Here is a 19,756-nt window from a genome sequence, read left to right on the forward strand (position 1 = left end):
GCTCTTAGGAAAAGCTTATCCTTATTTAAATTTTCTATTGGTGGATTTACAAATTGACTTTTAGTTTCATAAGTCCTTGATGGCTTTGATACTTTCTATGCGTATAATAATTATACTCAAGTAGAACATTGATATTTTTTCTACTCATAAGTATATTACTACCGATATTATATCCAAGCTTAGGTTGTTTTAGTGTAATAATTGTTTCTTGTAATGTTTGTCCTTTAAAAGTCGCTTTTGCATTAACTTTTGTATTTTTATTATTGAAGTGATGCTCAATATTACCATACAAACTTGGTGTTAATACTATATTGTTTGTGGTCACTATAGGCTTAAACACTATTTTACCGCCAAGGCTACTTTCAAATAATTGATTTGATTTCTTTTGAATCATGAGATTTTCTATATCTACATTATACTCTTTATAGTTGCTAGCTCTTGAATAATCATATTGAAAACCGATATTAGGAATAAAATGTAAATCGTATTTTGTACGATATTTATAATTTAATAAAGTTTGAAAACTTAAATTATTGTTTTGATATTTTCCAATTATATTATTAATATTTTTAGATCTATTCTTAATATAATTATGACCGTAAGATGTTATAGTCTGCAATGAGAAACCTTTAATTAGTTCTTTTAGACTGTAAATGCTTAAAAGATGACCGTTAACTGCTGTTTTCCCTAGTTTTTTATTATATTTAATGTGGGATGCCAAACGGCTATAAGCTATTCCTATAACATCATGACTATTGATGAATTCAGCATCAGCCCCGATGGTTATGCCGGTTGTACGATTTTGATATTTTGGAATATTCTTCCAAATGCTTTGTTTGTTGATGCCGTATAAGCCGCTAATCCATACCCCTCTGTTTATACTAGTTTCTTCATCACCGGCCCCTATTGCAGCAACCGTTAATCTATCATTTATATTATAGTGAACAGGTTTGTGAAGAGTTGAAGTCGCCTGAACTAATATTGCTACTTTCCCCCTAGTATCATCAGATACCTGTTGTCTCTGTGTCACCTCATCTTGTTCTGTAATTGCTTCAGTTTTGAATGATACATCGATAGCTTCATCTTCGCTTTCTAAAACTATATCTTTTTTTAATTCTTCGCCAGTGGTGCTATTGCTTTCTTCTAATTCTTCTTCATCAGTTGCATACCCTTTATCGTCTTCATCACTAGATCTTAATGCTAGAAGTGATTTTTTGTAATCTGATATATCTTTTTTTAATTCTTCGCCAGTGGTGCTATTGCTTTCTTCTAATTCTTCTTCATCAGTTGCATACCCTTTATCGTCTTCATCACTAGATCTTAATGCTAGAAGTGATTTTTTGTAATCTGATGATTTATCATTTTTGCTATCGTTAGAACTCAATGATCTCGGTGATAAAGCGGTTTTTGAATCAGATTGCTCTGACTTTTTATTGCTATCTTCAGGTTGTGTATAATCCTTTGTTGAGGATTCGTCATTTGTAGCTTCGTTTTCTTGTTGGAATAATCGTAATTTTGTCTGATCTAAACGCCCTACTTTCTTTTCATCGTTACTATTTTCTGATTGAATATCACTACCATATTTTTGTTCTAGTTCAGCAGACTCTACTAGTACTTGTTGAACAAATAGAAACAATTCTTTATCTTTTGCTAACTCTAAAAGTTGAGATTTATAAATATTATGTACTTCTTGCCCTATTTCAGTTCTAGGACCTATAAAATCAGGGTGAGCAGTATTAAATGCCTCTTTTACGGCTTCCTCTGGATATTTTGTCAATTGCTGTATATAAATATTATGTATTTTTTGTCCTATTTCAGTTCTAGAATCTATAAAATCAGAGTCAGCGGAAGTAAACGCCTCCGTTAATTTTTTGCTAAGTATAATATTATCTTCAACATATTTAATAAATTCTTTATCTTTTGTTAATTCCAAAAGTTTAGAAGTATAAATATTATGTATTTTTTGTCCTATTTCAGTTCTAGGACCTATAAAGCGAGGGTGCATAGTGTCGACTGCTTCTTGGATTTGTGCAAAATACTTATTATTTTGATGAGCTTTAGATAAATTTTTTGAATGCTCAAATGCTACTGATTCCACTATAGCTTTTTGCAATAAATCGGCATCGGAGTATTTTGCTTTATATCCTGCTGATTTTTGTCCTGATAAAGTAAATTCTTTATATCTTAAAGCTATATCGGAGCTAAAGTGATAAGTTTTTGGAGTTGTTTTAAAAGTAGATGTATTGAATTTAGTAATCCCTAAACTTTTTAGATAAGCTAATTCCAAATCTTGTGTATTAGGCAGTGGCGGTGGTGGTGGTGGCATGTTTCCGGTATGGATGTGTTGTTTAGCTTTTTCTTGCGAGCACTCTTGAATAGCTTTTAATATTATAGGCATCTTTAATTTATTAGCAAGAATTCTTATTTGTTCATTGCTCATGTCTGTAAATGAAGGCAAAGCTAATCTTAATTGATCTAAATTATTATTACCTGTTAGTTTGAGAGTAGTAGCTTTTAAAAACTCTTGTAATAATGCGGGGTCTTTTTCCTTTACTATAGCAATAAAATCATGTTGAGGTAAATTTGCTGTAATTAATTCTTCAAATTTTATTGTGCTTAAAATAGCTGTTCTTAAATCATCAAGTTTAGCCTGTGCTTGATCAGAATTAATTGTTTTTCTTAAGTTTGTATCTTCTGTTATTAAAAAAGTAGCTTGTTGTGCTATAGTTAATATATTAGGGTTGTTAATTAACTCGTCGACTCTATTGCTAAATATATCTTGATCGAAGTTTTTTGCATTAATATAGGCAAATTCTAATTGTTCAAACGGATTTTGTTTGCCCTGTAACTCTCTAATCAATGCTGATTTATTGAATTCAAGTTTAATAGGTCTCTTTAATTCTTCAGATATTTTACATGACGATAATAAAATACGTTTTACTGCATCATCAGTGTCTTCATTGAAAAGATTTTTAATTATCTCTTCGCTTGTTATTGTTTTCTTACCATTTACGGTTATATCTTTTATATACTGGTCTTGAGCAAGGGTGTTAAAAGCTTCTTTAGCTTTTTCTGCGATTTCAGGGGTTGAAATGCTAAATAAATTTACAAGAGTTTTCTCGTCAGCTCCTTGGTTGGCGTATGATTCTGTTAATATTTGACGTATAACATTTGTAAGATCAGCTTGTCTTTTTATAAGCTGATCTTGTAAATCATTAGCTTTTGTACCTCCTGTCTCAGTTCTATATTCTGCATATAGTTTGGCATAAGCTGTTTCTGGCGTGCTTCTGCCTGTGCTGGTTGCACTAGAAGCTGTAGGTTGAAGTGGTGCTTTTGATTGAACAGTAGTATTGTGAGTAAACTGAATATATAACGAATGTATGTGAGGATATTCTGTTTGTAACTGATTTAAATCAAAATGTTTAGAGTTGCTACTAAAGCCTTGAGAATGTAAGGGCGGTGGTGGCATGCTTCCGTTTAGCGGTAGAGGAGGCGGATTTGGAATATCCCCATTGAGCGGTAGAGGTGGTGGATTCGGAATGCCGCTTTGTGTTTGTTCTAAATTATTTGCATTATTACCTACTGCTAACCCTAAAATTTTATTGGTTTCATTGCTGAGTATGTTACTATCAGATAATATTACTTTAATTACTGAATTTAATGTGTGGTTATTTACTTCTTTGGCTAGTTTAATCATATAGTCTTTAGTTAAACTATCTCTTATTAGCCCTTTATTTTTTAGTTCTATATTTATTTCTTGTACTATTTCTGGTGTTAAAACATAGACGCTGTTTACAATATAGGGTTGCATTCTGTTTTTTAACTCTAATTGCAGAGTTAAAAAGTTTTCTACTGAACGCTTATCTTGACTTGCTGCTAGTTTGATAAGATCTAATCGTGCCTTTTCTTCAAATTGACTATTAGATATATTTCGTGTTGCATAGTCTTGAATTCTTTCAGCAAATTTAGTTTTTTCTTCAGAAGAACTATTTTCTAATAATTCTTGTAAAATAGGTCTATTTTTAACGTCAATATTGGTCTTGAAATCTAATTGTCCCTTATCATTGCTAAATAATACCCTTTGAATAGTATCATCATTAAAATCACTTAAGATAGTCGTTACTGCTTCTTGTTTATAACTACTATCTACTTGAAGAGTTAATGCTGCTATAGGATCTGTTTTAATAAGATTTTTAAATTCTTCAATATTTTCTTCTTGTTGTATTATTCTATTTATAGTGTGTTGAGACTGCGTTAAATTACCCTTACTTGCTTTAGTATTAAAGTGAGTTTTAAAAGTACTTATAGGATCAAAAAAATATCGTTGTTTCTTTTCTCTACCTGTGAAAATCCGTGAAGATGTTCCTGTATCATTTATACTTTGATTTGACATATACCAATGGTCGTTTTTGCTTCCGCTCTTTTTTTGAGAGCGTCCGGTAGATAGTTTAGTAGTATCATTGTTGTTTAGAAACTGCTTTGCTTCTATTCCGGCTCTTATTTGGTTTATATAAGAAGTTGCTTTTACTGGCCCTATATTAAATGCATTCATTAATTCGTCAGTGTTAGGGATAATATTATTATCTATATAGTACGATTTTTTACCAAGCATCATCTGAGTTGCTATTGATGCGATATAATTTGTTGCCTCACCTTTATCAGCAGCAAATTTCTGCTCTAGCTCTTTTTCTGTAGGAATATGGCTATCGGCTATATATTGTCCCTTTGCGTTTTCCATAACTTTAAGTCTTATTGACTTAATATAGCCGTCTCTATTATCATCACGAGATATACCAAACTTCTTTTTTAACTCTTTTTCTGTAGGAATATGGCTATCGGCTATATATTGTCCCTTTGCGTTTTCCATAATTTCAGTTCTTATTGAAGCAACAAAAGATTGTGCATCATCTTTATTCATGTTAAGAGCAGTCCTTACTTCTTGTATTTCAGGGATAATATCATTATCAACATAATGTTTGTATTTAATATCTCTGTTTATTGAGCTGATATATAGTTCGATTACTGCTTTTTTGTCTTTTTCTGCACGACGTACCTTTTGATCGTGTTCTACATTATGGTCTATTTTGCTAGGGTCATAACTTATTCCAAGATTTGTTGCTGCTTCTATATCTGTAGGAACTACACCTTGATTAATATATTCTTGTTTTTTTGTATCAAAATCCTGTTGTTTTATTCTTTCGATGTATAATAAAATTTCAGCTCTTGCTTGTCTTGCTTTATGTCTAGTATTATCTAAAAAACTTGATAAATCTGTTTCCTTATACTTTATTCCTAGATCATTTTGTGCTTGAGTAAAACTAGGAACTAAAGCTGCTTCTTGCCATTTTTTGATTTTTTCATTTAGAGTCAAATCTTTCCAAATATTTTGTTGCTGTGTTGAATTGTGCTTTTCCCATGCCGGGGTTTTATTAACTAAATCTTTAAAGCTTGCCGCTCTAGCACTTGTACTTAAAAAGCTACTAGTCAACAAACATGTTGACATGAAAAAAGTTAAAACATATTTTTTTGAGTGGGAATTTTGTAAATTCATTCAAACCTCGATTAGTTATTATTCAATACAAACGAGGCGGATAATATAATTTTTGTTAACTTATGTGAACTATTAATTACTAATTTTTGTTAACCAATGAATTTTTTAGCCAAAATGTGTTTAATATATCACAAGCTAATGTATACTCCAAATTTTAAACTTTTTTCAAAAGGAGTATGTAATACTAATTTTGAAAGAAATGTACTTCAGTTTTTGGTAAATATAAAATATGCAAATTCAATTGCGCTTATATAACACTCTTAGTCGTACTAAAGAGGTTTTTAATCCTCAAGATCAAGATAACGTAAAAATGTATGTATGTGGACCGACTGTTTATTATAATCCTCATATAGGCAATAGTAGGTCAGGAGTAGTATATGATTTACTTTATCGTATAGTTATAAAAATATTCGGTGAGAAGGCAGTAAAATATGTACGTAACATTACGGATGTTGACGATAAAATTATCGATAGAGCTGCACTACTTGGTGTTACTATTGATGAGTTGACTGATAAAGTTACGAAAGAGTTTCATAAAAATATGGCATATTTAGGTTGTATGCTACCTAGTATTGAGCCGAAAGCTACAAAGCATATTGATGTAATGATCGCAATAATAGAACGCTTAATAGCAAAAGATCACGCATATATTGCTGATAATCATGTTTATTTTGATGTTTTATCAGCGCCAAATTATACGGAATTATCTAACCGAAATTTAGAAGAAATGTTTGAGGGAGTGCATGTAGAAAATAGTAAAACCAAAAAAAATCCACAAGATTTTGTATTATGGAAACCGGCAAAGCAAAATGAATCGGCAAATATGAATTTTGAAAGCCCCTGGGGACTTGGTCGCCCTGGATGGCATATTGAATGTTCAGCCATGAGCTACAAATATTTAGGTGAGAATTTTGATATTCACGGCGGCGGAGCAGATTTAATCTTTCCGCATCATACCAATGAGATTGCTCAAAGTAGATGTGCTTTTCCAAGTTCTACCTATGCTAAATATTGGGTACATAATGGGTTTCTAACGGTTAACGGTGAGAAAATGAGTAAATCTCTTGGTAATTTTATTACTGTAAGGGATTTAATGGATAAACAAATTCAAGGAGAAGTAGTAAGGTTATTTTTATTAAGTAGTCACTATAGGCGTCCTCTTGATTATAATGATAAAGCTATAGAAGATGCTAAGAAAACTTTAGATTATTGGTATAGAGCTATAGAAAATATTAATGTGCAGAAAATAGATTTACCTCATGATTTCATGCAAAGCTTACTTGATGATATGAATACGCCGCTTGCCGTTAAAATCATTAATGACTACGCTAAAGGTGTTTTTATTTCTAAAACTGAAGAAGAAAGGCAGCTTAACGCCTCTGCTATTATTACTTGTGCTAATTTTATTGGTTTAATGAATAAGAGTCCACACGAGTGGTTTAATAGCGGTGTGGATGAACTCTATATAAATGAGCTTGTAAATAAGCGTTTGGAAGCAAAAAAACAAAAAAATTGGTTATTAGCCGATCAAATTCGTAACCAGTTATTAGAGGAAAAAATAATTCTAGAAGATCAACCTGATGGTACTACTATTTGGCGCAAAGAATAAAAGCTTGTAAATTACGCAATATGCGTATATAATTTATGGGCTTGTAAGTCGTCATTGCAAGGAAATTATGTAATAATTGACGAAGCAATCTTACAGGATATTTGATGAGATTGTCACGCAGTCTACGGCTGCTCGCAATGACGATTATCCAAAACTTAAGCAAAAAATTCACACGTAAGATATATGTTAGTTCATTAGAATGGACATCTTACGGAGGTATAAACTAACAATTAGGAGAATTTAAAAATGTCAAAAATACCATCTGTTAACATTAAAGCATTATTAGATGCGGGCGTGCATTTCGGTCACAAGACCTCACGCTGGAATCCTAAAATGGCATCTTATATATATGGTGAACGTGATGATGTTCATATAATCGATTTAAGACAAAGTGTCGCTTTAATGAACGTTGCTTTGAATGCAATATATGAAACTGTAAAAAAAGACGGTAAAATATTATTTGTAAGTACTAAAATACAGGCAAGCGATATTATAGCGGAATATGCCGAAAAATGCGGGCAGTATTACGTAAATCATAGATGGCTTGGTGGTATGCTAACTAACTGGAAAACTATTGCGGGTTCAATAGAAAAGCTAAATAAGTTAGACAAAACCTTAGAAAACGAAGAAGCACTTATGGGTTATACTAAGAAAGAGATACTCGATATGAGCCGTAAGAAAGATAAATTACTTCTATCTCTTGCCGGTATTAGAAATCTTAATTCTAAACCTGATCTTCTAGTAGTTATTGACACTAATAAAGAGCATATCGCAATTAATGAAGCGGTAAAGCTTAATGTTCCTATAGTTGCAGTAGTTGATACTAATTCTAATCCTGATAATGTAGATTATCCGATTCCGGGTAATGATGATTCTATAAGATCAATAAGACTTTATTGTAGTTTATTTGCAGATGCGGCATTACAAGGACTTGAAGAATCAATGAAAGCTTCAGGAGTTGATATGGGTGCTATGCAAGAGCATACAGATAAGGGGTTAACTTCTAAAAATGTTTCTAAATTAAAACAAGCTAAAAAATTCTCTAAAACGAAAAATATTGATGAAGAGACAAATACAGAATTTGAGCAAGTATTAAATGATGCCGATGAAAATAAAAATTCTGATAATGCATAAGTGTTGTTGCATTGATTGGATTTCCCATTGTCATCCCGCGACTTGATCGCGGGATCCAGCTTAAAAATACTAATAATATTAATGTTAGTATTTTAAATTGTTTTTATAGACCCTAGGAGCAAGCCACGGGGTGACACCAGGGGCGTTCTTCGAGCTACAACCCAAGCCAAATATAATAATTAAGGAGAAAGTAAGGTATGAGTGAAATAAATATAAGTGCTGTAGCAGTTAAAGAATTAAGAGAAAAAACCGGTGCAGGTATGATGGATTGCAAAAAAGCATTAATAGAAACCAGCGGTAATTTTGAAGAAGCTATTGATTTTCTTCGTAAGAAAGGTTTAGCTGCTGCTGCAAAGAAAGCCGGACGCATTGCTTCTGAAGGTTTAACGGCTGCAAAAGTTGATGGGCTTACCGGAGTGGTAATTGAAGTAAATTCCGAAACGGATTTTGTTGCTAGAAATGAGCAGTTTCAGGATCTAGTTAAAGATATTGCAAATCTTGCAGTAATTGCAAAAACTATAGACACGCTAAAAACATTTAAAATGCAAAGCGGTAAATCAGTTGAAGAAGAAATTATAGAAAATATCGCTACAATCGGTGAAAATTTAACATTACGTCGTATGGATGTATTAGAGATATCTGAAGGAGCAATCGGTTCGTACGTGCATAATGAAGTTGTACCGAATTTAGGAAAAATTTCCGTATTAGTAGGTCTTGCGTCTAACGCAAAAGATAAAGCAAAACTAGAAGCTTTAGCTAAACAAATTGCTGTTCATGTAGCAGGAAATAACCCGCAAAGTATAGATGATTCAAGCTTGGATCAAGCACTCGTAGAGCGTGAGAGAAAAGTATTTTTTGAAAAATCTAAAGAAGAAGGAAAGCCTGATAATATTATAGCAAAAATGGTAGAAGGTAGAATACGTAAATTCTTCTCGGAAGTTGTATTACTTCAGCAAAATTTCTTATTTGAACCTAAACTTACCGTTGCGGAAGTAATTAAAAATGCTGAAAAAGAACTCGGTGCAGAAATTAAAATTGCCAAATTTATTAGATACGAACTTGGTGAAGGTATAGAACACACAGAAAAAAACTTTGCCGATGAAGTAGCTGCCATTACGCAAGGTTAATGGGCTTGTTTCATAGCTTCAATGTCATTCCCGCGTGGATACCAAATCGTCATTGCAAGCATGCGTTGTTGTGCAGACACAATTCTATCCTGTCATCCCGCGACTTGATCGCGGGATCCAGTAAAAATATAAAAACACCTAATACTAGTTATTTTTATGAATACCGTGGTCAAACCACGGTATGACACCGAATACGTTTTTCTATCCACGCAATAATACCTTCCCGTGGTCAATTGAACTAGGTGACAGTAAAAAACTCGTGAATACTCACTCACACCTTTTCAAAGCAAACAAAGGCGAATTTAGGATAAGTGCTTATTCTAAACTCGTATTTATAATATCTTTCTAACTATAATCAACTATCTATTAATAAATAATTTTCGGTTTTTTACTTTATAATAAAAGATTTATATTGACTTAATCATAGAAAATCTTACATTAATTGTTATTATTAGTTTAAATGAAGAGCATTTTATGTCAAGGACACAAGAGGAATATGCTGCACAAATTTATGCTGCTGAAGAGCATCGTAGGAGACAAGCTAATTATAGTGATAATGATGCCGAATTGCTTGAAGTTATTATAGTATGTGCCGGTTATGTATGTTATAAAGCAGTAGAAGGGGCAGTAAAAGTTACCGTCACAGGAAGTAAAATTATAGAAAACGCCTATAAGATAGGAAGTGGACAAATAGCAGTACTCGGTACTGATGCCGAAAGTAAAATAACTTATATAACAAAGCATCCTTCGTCTCGAGGTAATACGAGTACTCCCACTCAGTCGATGACAACTAATCGTGTAGATCCTTTAGAGCAAACTCCCCCTAATACTCCTACATCTAAAAGAGAAAAGGCTAAAATATACGGAAAAAAACTGGTAGATAGTGCAAAGATTGGAGCTAAAACCCTTTCAAACGCTTATAACGTGACAATTGGTACAATAGAAGTCGTCGGTCCAGGAAGTAATTTTTAATAGCACCGGTAAGGAAAAATTTATATTTTCTGAACCTACTAAGCGTAAAGTTGTTCAAAAAGAATTTAAAACCGAAAACGGTTATAAGTGCGGTATTATGTTGGAAGAGACCATTGAAGCTTCCTTAACATTAAGATTAAATAACAAGCGTATAGTTAAGATTCAAGAATTTAGAAGCATGAGATTGTCTCTGATACTACAGAAGATACAGGAGAAACTTTTGATATTTCGCTAATTCTAATTTTAAAATATTCTGATGGGGCAAACATGCCTAAAGCAGATCCTGCTTTTTTAAAGATACATTACGGTAGAGACGGAAAATTAAATAAGTTATCGTTGCCAAACCCACCTATAATTTTTCATAACCAATGGTATCCGGCCTTAACCGTTTATAAAGGTGAATTATGTTCTTTGCCTATAAGTAGTGGGTATTATAGGTATTTGAATAAGAAAATACTAGAACATAACGGAAGTATAGAAATCAGTCACGTAGATCCTGAATTTACTATAGAGCTTTTAGGAGAATAAGAGTTTTTAGTTAAATTCTATCAAAGAAACTTCGTAATTACTTTTAAATATTCATCTAGGACTTTTTGGTTGTCCTTAATAAATTTTAAAGCATTTTCGCGGTAAGCTGTAAGTTCTAGAGCATTATTAGACCTGAGTAGATATGTTAGTTTAGTTAGTAAATCTTCACCGTTTTTGATTTGGATAGCTGCTTCATTTTGCAGTACGCCTTTAGCGATATCGGTGTTTTTGCTCATATCGGGACCGAATATAATACAATTAGAGAAATATGCTGCTTCTAAAATATTATGTCCGCCTTGTTTAAAAGAACCGCCGATAAAAGAAATTGTAGCTACAGAAAAAAATAGTCCCATTTCGCCGAACCTATCAACTATATAAAGATCATCGCTTAAAACAGGTAAATCATTTTGCGACTTAGCGGTAGCGGATAAATTATGTGACTTACAATTATCGATAATTGATTTAACTCGCTCAGGATGTCTTGGAATTAAGATAATATAGCAGTCTAAAAACTGCTCTTTTAGGTTTTTGATTATAGGCAAAATCACCTCTTCATCTTCGGGGTGAGTGCTGGAAAATAGCACGACTCGCTTATTGTCTAAATGTAAGCTTAATTTTGATAACTCTTCTTGATTAACCGGAAGTTTTTCGTTGGCAAATTTAATATTGCCTAAATTCACTGCATCTGATACGCCAAGTTCATTGAATTTTTGTAAGTCACGTTCGCTTTGTACGATAATTTTACTGCAATTTTTGAGAATAAGCTGAAAAAAGCTTTTTCTTTGTAGCCAAGCTTTAAACGATTTATCGGAAATACGAGCATTAACTAGTAGTAATTTACACTGCTTTGCTCCCTCATTAATAGTACACGGCCATAATTCCGATTCTATAAAAATGCCTAAATCAGGTTGCCAATTTCTTAAAAATTTTCGAGTAAAAATAATATTATCTATCGGTAAAAATTGGTGAACTGCTATTTTAGGTAATTTGGCAGTTAATATTTTAGCGGAGCTGTTAGTCCAAGAAGTTACTAGAAAACGAACGTCAGGGTAGCGTTTACTTATATTATGTATTAATGTTAAAGCTACCATAGACTCGCCAATGCTTGCTGCATTAATCCATATCAGCCTTCGTGCATAACTTGCTTCTAAAGGTAATTTATACGTCGATCCTAACCCTTCATCCTCACGTATTAGTGTATACGCTGTGGTTCGCAGCGAAGTGTCTCCTTTAAATTCCTCTTGATTAGCGGACGTTTGCACGAAGTCTAATGAATAGTCTTGTCTGTGTTTGCCAATAGCAAAACGCTCTTGGATGCGTCTTATATCTTCTTTACCTATTAATAAACGTATAAGCATTATGATAAAATAAACAGGTAATAATATAAAGCTTAAAGCATAATATAATAACATCATTTCTTTAAACTTTCTGTTAAGCTTGCTAATTGTTTTTCAAGGCTTATATGGTTTTGTATTTTATCATTTGTGAGTTCTAAAGGCGAGCCAACTATGATTTTAATGGTACCAAACGGTAGGGGTATTATTAATTTATCCCAACTTTTTAATCTGAAACATCTAGAAGTGGAGCTGACTATAGTAATAAGTTTTGTGTTATATCTATAGGCAATTTCGGTAATACCGCTATTTACTTTATATACCGGTCCTTTAGGACCGTCCGGCGTGACTATTATATTTGCACCTTGAGATAACTTACCTATAATATTACGTAAAGCTCCAATTGGATTTTTATTAGTAGAACCTACTATCACTCTGCAACCGAATTTTCCTACTAGATCGTTTAAAATTTTTCCGTCTAAATGCGGTGATATTAAAGCATAGATATTTCTATGTCCTATAAACATAGACGGACTTAAGGCAAGCATATTATGCCAAAATGCAAAGATTACCCCTTGTTCGTTTAGGAATTTTTCCTTATTGCCGTTATCGTAAAATATAAATTTCTGCTTTGAAGTAAAGTAAACAAAACGCAAATACCAATATAGTAAAATAGTAATGATACTAAGTACGTATTTATTATTTTTTAAAAATTTTTTAAAAACTTTCCGCATTATTTTTTTGTTGGTTTAGGTGGCTTTTTAACTTTTCCGTCATTGCGAGGAAATTACGAAGTAAGTGACGAAGCAATCTCAGGATATTTGACGAGATTGTCACGCAGCCTATGGCTGCTCGCAATGACGATTTGGTATCCATGCAATTAAGCAGGAATGACATCGATTGTTCTCTCAATTCTAATACAAGCTTTTTCTAGCTCTTCCATAGAAGTAGCATAAGAGATTCTAAAATATCCCTCTAAGCCGAAAGCGATACCAGGTACTACGGCAACTTTTGCTTCTTCAAGTAAATATTCGGCAAAATCATTACTATTTGCAATAATTGTTCCTGATTTAGTTTTATGCCCAAATATTTTATCGCATTTAACAAATAAGTAAAACGCCCCTTCGGGCTTATAGCATTCAAAATATTTTACTCTTTTCAAAATTGATAAAGCAAGATCACGCTTTTTTTGACAATTTAAAGCATTAGGCTTTATATAATCTTGAGGACCGTTTAATGCTTCAATAGCAGCCATTTGACTTATTGAACAAGGGTTTGAAGTACTTTGCGACTGAATAATAGTCATTGCTTTAATCAAAGCTTGAGAGCCTGCACCGTAGCCTATACGCCAACCCGTCATAGAATAAGCTTTAGATACTCCGTTTACGGTAAATATTCTCTTTTTTAAATCAGGTGCTATTTGGGCTAATGTATAAAATTTAAAATCATCAAAAGTAATATGCTCGTAAATATCATCGGACATTACGTTTACATGTGAATATTTTCTTAAAACTTTAGCAATATTTTCTAGTTCTTCAAAATTATAGCTTGCACCTGTTGGATTACTAGGTGAGTTAATAATAAGCCACTTAGTTTTATCCGTAATTGAACGTTCTAAAGCTTCTGCACTTAATTTAAAGTTATTTTCAATTCCGCAATTTACAAAAACAGGTGTTCCTGTGCTAAGTGCAACCATATCAGGATATGAAACCCAATAGGGTGCTGGAATAATTACCTCATCCCCTTGGTCTAAAGATGCCATAAACAAATTATATATAACTTGCTTACCGCCGGTGCTTACTATTATTTCATCAAGTTCGTAATTTATATTATTTTCACGTTTGAATTTGTCTTTTATTGCTTGCTTTAAAAGAGGCATACCCTCAACGTTAGTATATTTAGTAAAGCCGTCTTTAATCGCTTTAATCGCTGCTTCCTTAATATTGTCAGGCGTATCAAAATCAGGCTCACCGGCACCGAGTGTGATAATATCAACTCCCGCTTTTTTAAGTTCAAGAGTTTTTTTAACGACTGCAAGGGTCGGCGACGGTTTTATAGAAGTTAGCTTCGTAGAAATAATTGACATAATTTGAGTCCGTATTAAATGAAAGCTATAGTAAAATCGGTAATTTCAAGAAATAAATATTAATTCTTATAATGAAATCTACAATTATATATTATAATTTGTTTAGTATTGACAGAATATATTAGTCTATGTTCGTGGTTAATTCTACGTGACCATAAACCTGATAATATATGTTTTAAAGGTTCGGGCTTACCTATACCTGTAACCGGTGCTTCTTGGATATTTTTTATTAGAAGTTTAATACGTTCATATTTTTTTAATATCGTATTTTTTTCCAATATGCTAAATCCTTCCACTGCTTTTAGTGTCCACTCAATCTCAATCATCTAAATTAACTTTAGCAAACTCGCCTCTTTTTGCTTGTTCGATAGATTTTTTTATTCGATTCGCATTAGCAAGATTAGATTATAAATATAATGTTTCTTTTGTAGATTCATATTCTTCTTCGGTTAAAAGAATAATATTCTTATGATTTTTTCTTTTAATAATATAAGGGACATGATCGTTTTCTACGGTATTTAGTACAGAGCTTAAGTTTTTTCTAAATGAAGTGCCGCTAATTGAGTTCATGAGCTACCTACTGATGTACATATAATAACATGTACATCCTAGCTTCAATACCATTAATTCACAAGTAAAATTATTATTTTATTTAAAAATTTATCAAGATATGCTTTATTATAGTAAGTAATATTAATTTAGTAATTAAACTATGCTCGGTAAAATAAAAGACAAAATCAAACATTATTGCTTAACTATAATAAATGTACCAAATTTTATTAAGAATAAAATTTTAGAATTTAAAAATTATATAAGTGATTGTAAATATAAATTCTCTCATTTAACCGAAACTAATTATCAACTTGGACTCGATCATTTATATAGAGGTAATTTAAATGATGCATTACTTAGGTTTAAACTAGTTGATAAATTTTTTAATCCTAATGATTCTAAAGTATATTCTCAACTCGGATGGGTTTATTTTTTAAAAAATAATTACAGGCAAGCTATAGAATATTTAGAAAAATCTAATGAAAAATATAAACCTATATTTATAAATTTTTTGAAAAATTATAAGGATATTACTGAAATACCTCAAGAAATTTGTGGAAAATATCGTGATTTAACTGCACAATATTATCCTACTATTTTTAATAACGATAACAATATCCATCTTCCGTATAGGTTTGTTAATGAAGCACTTAAGCAGATATCTGATTTACCGGATAATTACTCTATTTTGGAACTTGGAAGTAATATAGGGCTTGTAGGTTATGAAATACAAAAACGTTTTCCGGAACGTTTTACTTTAACCGGTGTAGAAGTGTCTGCTTTAATGAATAAGTTACAAGAAACATATTACCCGAACACTAAAATTTACGATCAAATATATAATATTGCTATCGATGAATTTTTAAAACAAAACTCTAATAAATTTGATATTATTTTTAGTTTTTGCGGATTATCGTTTACTAACAATTTAATAGAATATTTTAATTTAATATACTCATCTCTTAATAAACAAGGGTATTTTGCCCTTTGTTTACCGAATGCGACGAAGACACAATTTTCAGTAAAACGCAAAGAATTTATTTTTAACTTGAATGAAATAAATAATTTTTTACAAAAAAATAATTTTACTATATTAACTTCGGAAGAAATAATACTAGCGGAAAACAATAAATATAGTATTATTGTTTGTAAGAAAACAGCATAAATCAATGAGAATATTAATTATATTATCCATTATTTTATGTTCATTATCGATAAGAGCTGATCTTGAATATGTTGATAATGAAATATATAACTATAATGGTGGAAGCAATGAAAACGGTTGCATAGAAGTTTATGATCCATATGAAAAATTCAACCGTAAAGTGTTTGTATTTAATTCTGTGTTAGATTATATAATATTGCGTCCTTTAGCGATAGGTTATAAGAACATCACGAATGATTACGTAAAAGCACGCGTTAATAGTTTCGTCAATAATGTCGATACACCGCTTACGGCGGTAAATTACGGGCTTCAGTTAAATTACGATAAAACTATGAAAAGCGTTTGGCGGTTTCTCATTAACACGACGCTTGGCATAGGCGGTTTATTTGACGTGGCAGGTAAAGTAGGTTTGCCGTCTGATCGTCAAACTTTCGGTAGTACCCTCGCACATTATGGAGTTGCCCCAGGTCCTTATTTAGTATTGCCGATAATCGGTAGTACTAACGCAAGAGATATGACGGATTCGGTAATTACTAATTATGCTCTTAATCCATTAATGTACTACACTCATAATGATTTTGACTTAGGAGTACTAGCAGTTAGTAAAATAAACGATCGATATGTTGTATTACCGTTTAGTGATTATGTGATGAAGAATTCTACCGATCCTTATGTGGCTATTAGATCAGCATTACATCGTGTTCGTGAAGCATCGGTTCAATATCCTGAAAATTTTAAATGTCCTAAACCCAAGAATTAATGAAATTAAAGAGGATTATATGCAAAAAATTATTACAGGTTTATTTTTATTAGTTATGACGTTTTACGCTTATTCTAATGAAAAAGTGCCTGCCGGTTTGAACAGTTACGTTACTAATTTAGTAAATGAAGCTTCTAGTATATTAAACGATAGTAAGTTATCTGAGCGAGTAAAAATTGCTAAAGCACGTGAGTTAATGTCTCAGAACCTAGATTTTGATTGGATGGCTAAATATACATTAGGCAGAAATGGGATAAAAACTTTATCAGGTGGGCAGGTTCAGGAATTCATCAAAGTTTACTCTAAATATGTTACTAAATCTTATACTGATTTAATAAAAGATTATAAAGGCAAACAGCCTAAAATAGTAGGAGTTCGTCCTTTAAGCTCAACCGATTTTATGGTTGCTATGAATATCATTAGTAATAAAGAGCAAGACCCTATTAAAGTAGAATATCTTGTACGTGAAATGAAAGGAAACGGAAAAGACGTTTTTAAAGTTTCTGATATAATTACGGAAGGTGTAAGTCTTATTGGAGCTCAACAAGACGAGTTTACCGATACTTTAAAAAATCAAGGCTTTAAGGCACTAATACAAAAATTAGAAAGTCGTTCTTAAGCTTATTTCACTGTCATCTTAAATCGTCATTGTGAGGAGGTATTGTTGCGTAGACACCTCGTCGGCATTGCGAGGAAATTGCGTAGCAATTGACGAAGCAATCTCAGGAGTTTGTTATTATTGCATGAGATTGTCACAGTCTACGACTGCTCGCAATGACGATTAGATATCCACGCAACAAAGCCCGCGCTCGCTAATAGCGTTAAACAACATAAATCACTCACATAAAAATCTTAGCAGGCAGTAGTAATAAGTTACTTGCAACGCGTTTAGCTATAGCATTAAATATTAAATATATTGAGCCGCAAATTACCTATTTCAATGATTCCGAAATAAAAGTAGAAATTCAAAAATCGTTTCATAATGAAGATATAATCATAGTACAATCCACATCAAAACCCGTTAATGATCGCTTAATTGAGTTGTTTTTGCTAGTAGATGCAGCAAAAAAAGCGGGAGCACAAATCGAATAATTTTAGTAATGCCTTATTTTGGTTATGCAAGGCAAGATAATATAAATTCTCAAAATATAATTCCTGCTAAGTTAATAGCAGATTTCTTAGAGAAGCTCGGAGTAAACCATGTAATTACTATTGATTTACACTCCGATAAAATGGAGAAATTTTTTAATATTCCTGTTTCTAATCTTGAACCTATAAATTTATATATCCCGTTTTTAAGCACTTATAGCAATTTCGTCATAGTTACACCTGATAAAGGAAGTATCAATCGAGTTCAAAAAATTAGTAATTTACTAAATATAGATTCAGCTTATATAAACAAAGAAAGGGATATAAATAATAATTGCGAGATTGATATCAATAACAAGTAGTGTAGAGGGCAAAAATTGCATATTAATTGATGATATTATAGATAGTGGAGAAACAATCGTAAAAGCAGCGAGATTTTTAAAAGAACATTCGGCTTTATCGGTTAGTGCTTTTATAACTCATGCAGTGCTTTCTGCCGGCCGGTTCTAAAAATTCGCTAATAGACCTCTTGGAGAACGAAGCTAATAAAGAGGAATTTGTAGGAAACACGGAACGCAGCACCGCAGCGTACACTTTAGTACGTGAGGATGCGAGTACTGGATTGACGTACAAATTACCTTTAGAAGCAAGTTATGCAAGAGGTCTATTAGAAATATTTTTATCACGGATACTAGAAACAAGTGACTTATCTACAAAATTTCATATAATACCCGTATTGTCTATCATCGTAAAAAAGTTAATAAATATACTATGAGCTTGTGTACTGTAGAAATAAATCTATCTACAATAAAAAATAATTACCTTTTATTACAAGATGTGTGCAAAACCTCATTAGTCGGTGCTGCCGTTAAAGCTAACGGTTACGGTCTTGGAGCAGTACAAATTTCTAAAGCTTTAATAGAAGAAAATTGTAGGCATTTTTTTGTGGCCTCAAGTGAAGAAGGAGTGAATTTACGCAACGCTTTAGGATTAGATGTTAATATTTTAGTTCTTAACGGCGTTTTTGAACATGATGCTTTAGAGCTGATAGAATATAATTTAACACCTGTCCTAAATAACTTAAAACAAATAGAAATTTGGCAAAAATTTAGTAATTTGAAAAACCGATTATTGCCTTGTTATTTACATTTCAATACGGGGATTAATCGTCTTGGCTTAAGCTCTGATGAGATAGAGCAGCTCATTAATGATCGTGATTTGTTAAAAGGGCTAGATTTACAATATATTATAAGCCATCTAGCTATATCCGAGGAAATAGATAATCCTTATAATCTAGAACAATTAAACAGATTTAAAGCTTATTTACAATATTTCCCAAACGTCAAAGCAAGCCTTGCTAATTCCGGCGGCATATTTTTAGGACAGGATTACCATTTTGATTTAGCAAGACCCGGGGCAGCCTTATATGGTCTTAATCCCTTAACAAAGAATCCCGTAACCTTAAAAGCTCCTATAATTCACTTACAGAATTTGACACTAGATAGCCATATCGGTTATAATATGACTTTTACAACTAAGCGTGATAGTGTCATTGCAACGTTACCGCTTGGTTATGCTGATGGGTTTAGTCGTAATTTTAGCAATCAAGGCGAAGTATTTATTAACAGTCGCAGCGTTCCTATAGTAGGGCGAGTATCGATGGATTTAATAAATATCGATGTTACCGATCTACCACCATCCGAGATTTTTCTAGGGCAGGAAGCAGAAATTATCGGAAATTATTGCACGCCCAATAAAATAGCGAGTATTATAGGTACTATCGGGTATGAGGTATTAACTAACCTTGGTAGTAGATATAAAAGAAAGTATATCGGGTAGATATCTGTAT

General features: G+C 32.3%; 18 protein-coding genes and 1 pseudogene. 13 read left to right on the top strand and 6 right to left on the bottom strand.

Annotated elements, in window-relative coordinates; genetic code table 11:
- Positions 1 to 46: 46 nt before the first annotated feature.
- On the bottom strand, positions 47 to 5,551 hold the full coding sequence (locus tag ACHBLB_RS03030) for an autotransporter outer membrane beta-barrel domain-containing protein (protein ID WP_475842530.1): 5,505 nt from the start codon (positions 5,549 to 5,551) through the stop codon (positions 47 to 49).
- Between the two features lie 229 nt (positions 5,552 to 5,780).
- On the opposite strand from ACHBLB_RS03030, the gene cysS reads away from it, so the two are divergent.
- The 5 genes from cysS to ACHBLB_RS03055 all read left to right on the top strand — a co-directional run bounded on the left by cysS (position 5,781) and on the right by ACHBLB_RS03055 (position 10,921).
- Positions 5,781 to 7,160 carry a cysteine--tRNA ligase gene (gene cysS, locus ACHBLB_RS03035; RefSeq protein WP_475842532.1) on the top strand — a complete coding sequence of 460 codons (1,380 nt, stop codon included), beginning with the start codon at positions 5,781 to 5,783 and terminating at the stop codon, positions 7,158 to 7,160.
- A gap of 246 nt (positions 7,161 to 7,406) precedes the next feature.
- Positions 7,407 to 8,294 carry a 30S ribosomal protein S2 gene (gene rpsB / locus ACHBLB_RS03040; protein WP_014364383.1) on the top strand — a complete coding sequence of 296 codons (888 nt, stop codon included), beginning with the start codon at positions 7,407 to 7,409 and terminating at the stop codon, positions 8,292 to 8,294.
- Between the two features lie 197 nt (positions 8,295 to 8,491).
- Positions 8,492 to 9,421 (top strand): translation elongation factor Ts, encoded by a 930-nt coding sequence (gene tsf, locus ACHBLB_RS03045; RefSeq protein ID WP_475842534.1) that lies wholly within the window; start codon positions 8,492 to 8,494, stop codon positions 9,419 to 9,421.
- Between the two features lie 474 nt (positions 9,422 to 9,895).
- Entirely contained in the window at positions 9,896 to 10,393 is a 498-nt protein-coding gene (locus tag ACHBLB_RS03050) for a hypothetical protein (RefSeq protein ID WP_475842536.1), read from the top strand.
- 267 nt (positions 10,394 to 10,660) lie between these two features.
- Positions 10,661 to 10,921: a hypothetical protein gene (locus tag ACHBLB_RS03055; protein WP_475842538.1), complete on the top strand. Its 261-nt coding sequence runs from the start codon at positions 10,661 to 10,663 to the stop codon at positions 10,919 to 10,921.
- A gap of 20 nt (positions 10,922 to 10,941) precedes the next feature.
- On the opposite strand, the gene waaA is transcribed toward ACHBLB_RS03055, so the two are convergent.
- The 5 genes from waaA to ACHBLB_RS03080 all read right to left on the bottom strand — a co-directional run bounded on the left by waaA (position 10,942) and on the right by ACHBLB_RS03080 (position 14,911).
- Positions 10,942 to 12,336, bottom strand: a complete 1,395-nt coding sequence (waaA, locus tag ACHBLB_RS03060; RefSeq protein WP_475842541.1) for a lipid IV(A) 3-deoxy-D-manno-octulosonic acid transferase — start codon at positions 12,334 to 12,336, stop codon at positions 10,942 to 10,944.
- Positions 12,333 to 12,989: a lysophospholipid acyltransferase family protein gene (locus tag ACHBLB_RS03065; protein WP_012736612.1), complete on the bottom strand. Its 657-nt coding sequence runs from the start codon at positions 12,987 to 12,989 to the stop codon at positions 12,333 to 12,335. Before ACHBLB_RS03065 ends, waaA begins: the two co-directional genes overlap by 4 nt.
- A gap of 146 nt (positions 12,990 to 13,135) precedes the next feature.
- The gene (locus ACHBLB_RS03070) at positions 13,136 to 14,341 is read right to left on the bottom strand and encodes a pyridoxal phosphate-dependent aminotransferase (RefSeq protein WP_475842544.1); all 1,206 of its coding nucleotides are present in this window, start codon (positions 14,339 to 14,341) and stop codon (positions 13,136 to 13,138) included.
- Positions 14,342 to 14,400: 59 nt separating this feature from the next.
- Positions 14,401 to 14,667: a Txe/YoeB family addiction module toxin gene (locus tag ACHBLB_RS03075; RefSeq protein ID WP_475842547.1), complete on the bottom strand. Its 267-nt coding sequence runs from the start codon at positions 14,665 to 14,667 to the stop codon at positions 14,401 to 14,403.
- A 79-nt stretch (positions 14,668 to 14,746) separates the two neighbouring features.
- Positions 14,747 to 14,911, bottom strand: a complete 165-nt coding sequence (locus ACHBLB_RS03080; protein WP_475842550.1) for a type II toxin-antitoxin system Phd/YefM family antitoxin — start codon at positions 14,909 to 14,911, stop codon at positions 14,747 to 14,749.
- A gap of 142 nt (positions 14,912 to 15,053) precedes the next feature.
- On the opposite strand from ACHBLB_RS03080, the gene ACHBLB_RS03085 reads away from it, so the two are divergent.
- From ACHBLB_RS03085 to ACHBLB_RS03120, 8 genes and pseudogenes are all read left to right on the top strand, one after another.
- Complete coding sequence (locus ACHBLB_RS03085; RefSeq protein ID WP_475842552.1) at positions 15,054 to 16,058, top strand: methyltransferase domain-containing protein; 1,005 nt, start codon at positions 15,054 to 15,056, stop codon at positions 16,056 to 16,058.
- A gap of 4 nt (positions 16,059 to 16,062) precedes the next feature.
- Complete coding sequence (locus ACHBLB_RS03090; RefSeq protein ID WP_014362729.1) at positions 16,063 to 16,818, top strand: MlaA family lipoprotein; 756 nt, start codon at positions 16,063 to 16,065, stop codon at positions 16,816 to 16,818.
- 19 nt (positions 16,819 to 16,837) lie between these two features.
- Positions 16,838 to 17,437: an MlaC/ttg2D family ABC transporter substrate-binding protein gene (locus ACHBLB_RS03095; RefSeq protein ID WP_004996745.1), complete on the top strand. Its 600-nt coding sequence runs from the start codon at positions 16,838 to 16,840 to the stop codon at positions 17,435 to 17,437.
- 275 nt (positions 17,438 to 17,712) lie between these two features.
- Positions 17,713 to 17,910 carry a ribose-phosphate pyrophosphokinase-like domain-containing protein gene (locus tag ACHBLB_RS03100; protein ID WP_475842720.1) on the top strand — a complete coding sequence of 66 codons (198 nt, stop codon included), beginning with the start codon at positions 17,713 to 17,715 and terminating at the stop codon, positions 17,908 to 17,910.
- A gap of 8 nt (positions 17,911 to 17,918) precedes the next feature.
- On the top strand, positions 17,919 to 18,269 hold the full coding sequence (locus tag ACHBLB_RS03105; protein ID WP_014362730.1) for a ribose-phosphate pyrophosphokinase-like domain-containing protein: 351 nt from the start codon (positions 17,919 to 17,921) through the stop codon (positions 18,267 to 18,269).
- Positions 18,250 to 18,417 carry a phosphoribosyltransferase family protein gene (locus ACHBLB_RS03110; protein ID WP_014419695.1) on the top strand — a complete coding sequence of 56 codons (168 nt, stop codon included), beginning with the start codon at positions 18,250 to 18,252 and terminating at the stop codon, positions 18,415 to 18,417. The genes ACHBLB_RS03105 and ACHBLB_RS03110 overlap by 20 nt, the downstream gene beginning before the upstream one ends.
- 16 nt (positions 18,418 to 18,433) lie before the next feature.
- Positions 18,434 to 18,574: pseudogene (locus tag ACHBLB_RS03115) on the top strand (palindromic element RPE1 domain-containing protein); the annotation flags it as partial.
- 104 nt (positions 18,575 to 18,678) lie between these two features.
- Complete coding sequence (locus ACHBLB_RS03120) at positions 18,679 to 19,746, top strand: alanine racemase (RefSeq protein WP_475842555.1); 1,068 nt, start codon at positions 18,679 to 18,681, stop codon at positions 19,744 to 19,746.
- Positions 19,747 to 19,756 lie beyond the last annotated feature (10 nt).

It is taken from the genome of Rickettsia lanei, assembly GCF_056242675.1.

Excerpts from the sequence above, each read along its gene's own strand:
- ACHBLB_RS03030 (WP_475842530.1), bottom strand. The coding sequence starts at position 5,551 with ATGAATTTACAAAATTCCCACTCAAAAAAATATGTTTTAACTTTTTTC.
- cysS (WP_475842532.1), top strand. The coding sequence starts at position 5,781 with ATGCAAATTCAATTGCGCTTATATAACACTCTTAGTCGTACTAAAGAG.
- rpsB (WP_014364383.1), top strand. The coding sequence starts at position 7,407 with ATGTCAAAAATACCATCTGTTAACATTAAAGCATTATTAGATGCGGGC.
- tsf (WP_475842534.1), top strand. The coding sequence starts at position 8,492 with ATGAGTGAAATAAATATAAGTGCTGTAGCAGTTAAAGAATTAAGAGAA.
- ACHBLB_RS03050 (WP_475842536.1), top strand. The coding sequence starts at position 9,896 with ATGTCAAGGACACAAGAGGAATATGCTGCACAAATTTATGCTGCTGAA.
- ACHBLB_RS03055 (WP_475842538.1), top strand. The coding sequence starts at position 10,661 with ATGCCTAAAGCAGATCCTGCTTTTTTAAAGATACATTACGGTAGAGAC.
- waaA (WP_475842541.1), bottom strand. The coding sequence starts at position 12,336 with ATGATGTTATTATATTATGCTTTAAGCTTTATATTATTACCTGTTTAT.
- ACHBLB_RS03065 (WP_012736612.1), bottom strand. The coding sequence starts at position 12,989 with ATGCGGAAAGTTTTTAAAAAATTTTTAAAAAATAATAAATACGTACTT.
- ACHBLB_RS03070 (WP_475842544.1), bottom strand. The coding sequence starts at position 14,341 with ATGTCAATTATTTCTACGAAGCTAACTTCTATAAAACCGTCGCCGACC.
- ACHBLB_RS03075 (WP_475842547.1), bottom strand. The coding sequence starts at position 14,667 with ATGATTGAGATTGAGTGGACACTAAAAGCAGTGGAAGGATTTAGCATA.
- ACHBLB_RS03080 (WP_475842550.1), bottom strand. The coding sequence starts at position 14,911 with ATGAACTCAATTAGCGGCACTTCATTTAGAAAAAACTTAAGCTCTGTA.
- ACHBLB_RS03085 (WP_475842552.1), top strand. The coding sequence starts at position 15,054 with ATGCTCGGTAAAATAAAAGACAAAATCAAACATTATTGCTTAACTATA.
- ACHBLB_RS03090 (WP_014362729.1), top strand. The coding sequence starts at position 16,063 with ATGAGAATATTAATTATATTATCCATTATTTTATGTTCATTATCGATA.
- ACHBLB_RS03095 (WP_004996745.1), top strand. The coding sequence starts at position 16,838 with ATGCAAAAAATTATTACAGGTTTATTTTTATTAGTTATGACGTTTTAC.
- ACHBLB_RS03105 (WP_014362730.1), top strand. The coding sequence starts at position 17,919 with ATGCCTTATTTTGGTTATGCAAGGCAAGATAATATAAATTCTCAAAAT.
- ACHBLB_RS03120 (WP_475842555.1), top strand. The coding sequence starts at position 18,679 with ATGAGCTTGTGTACTGTAGAAATAAATCTATCTACAATAAAAAATAAT.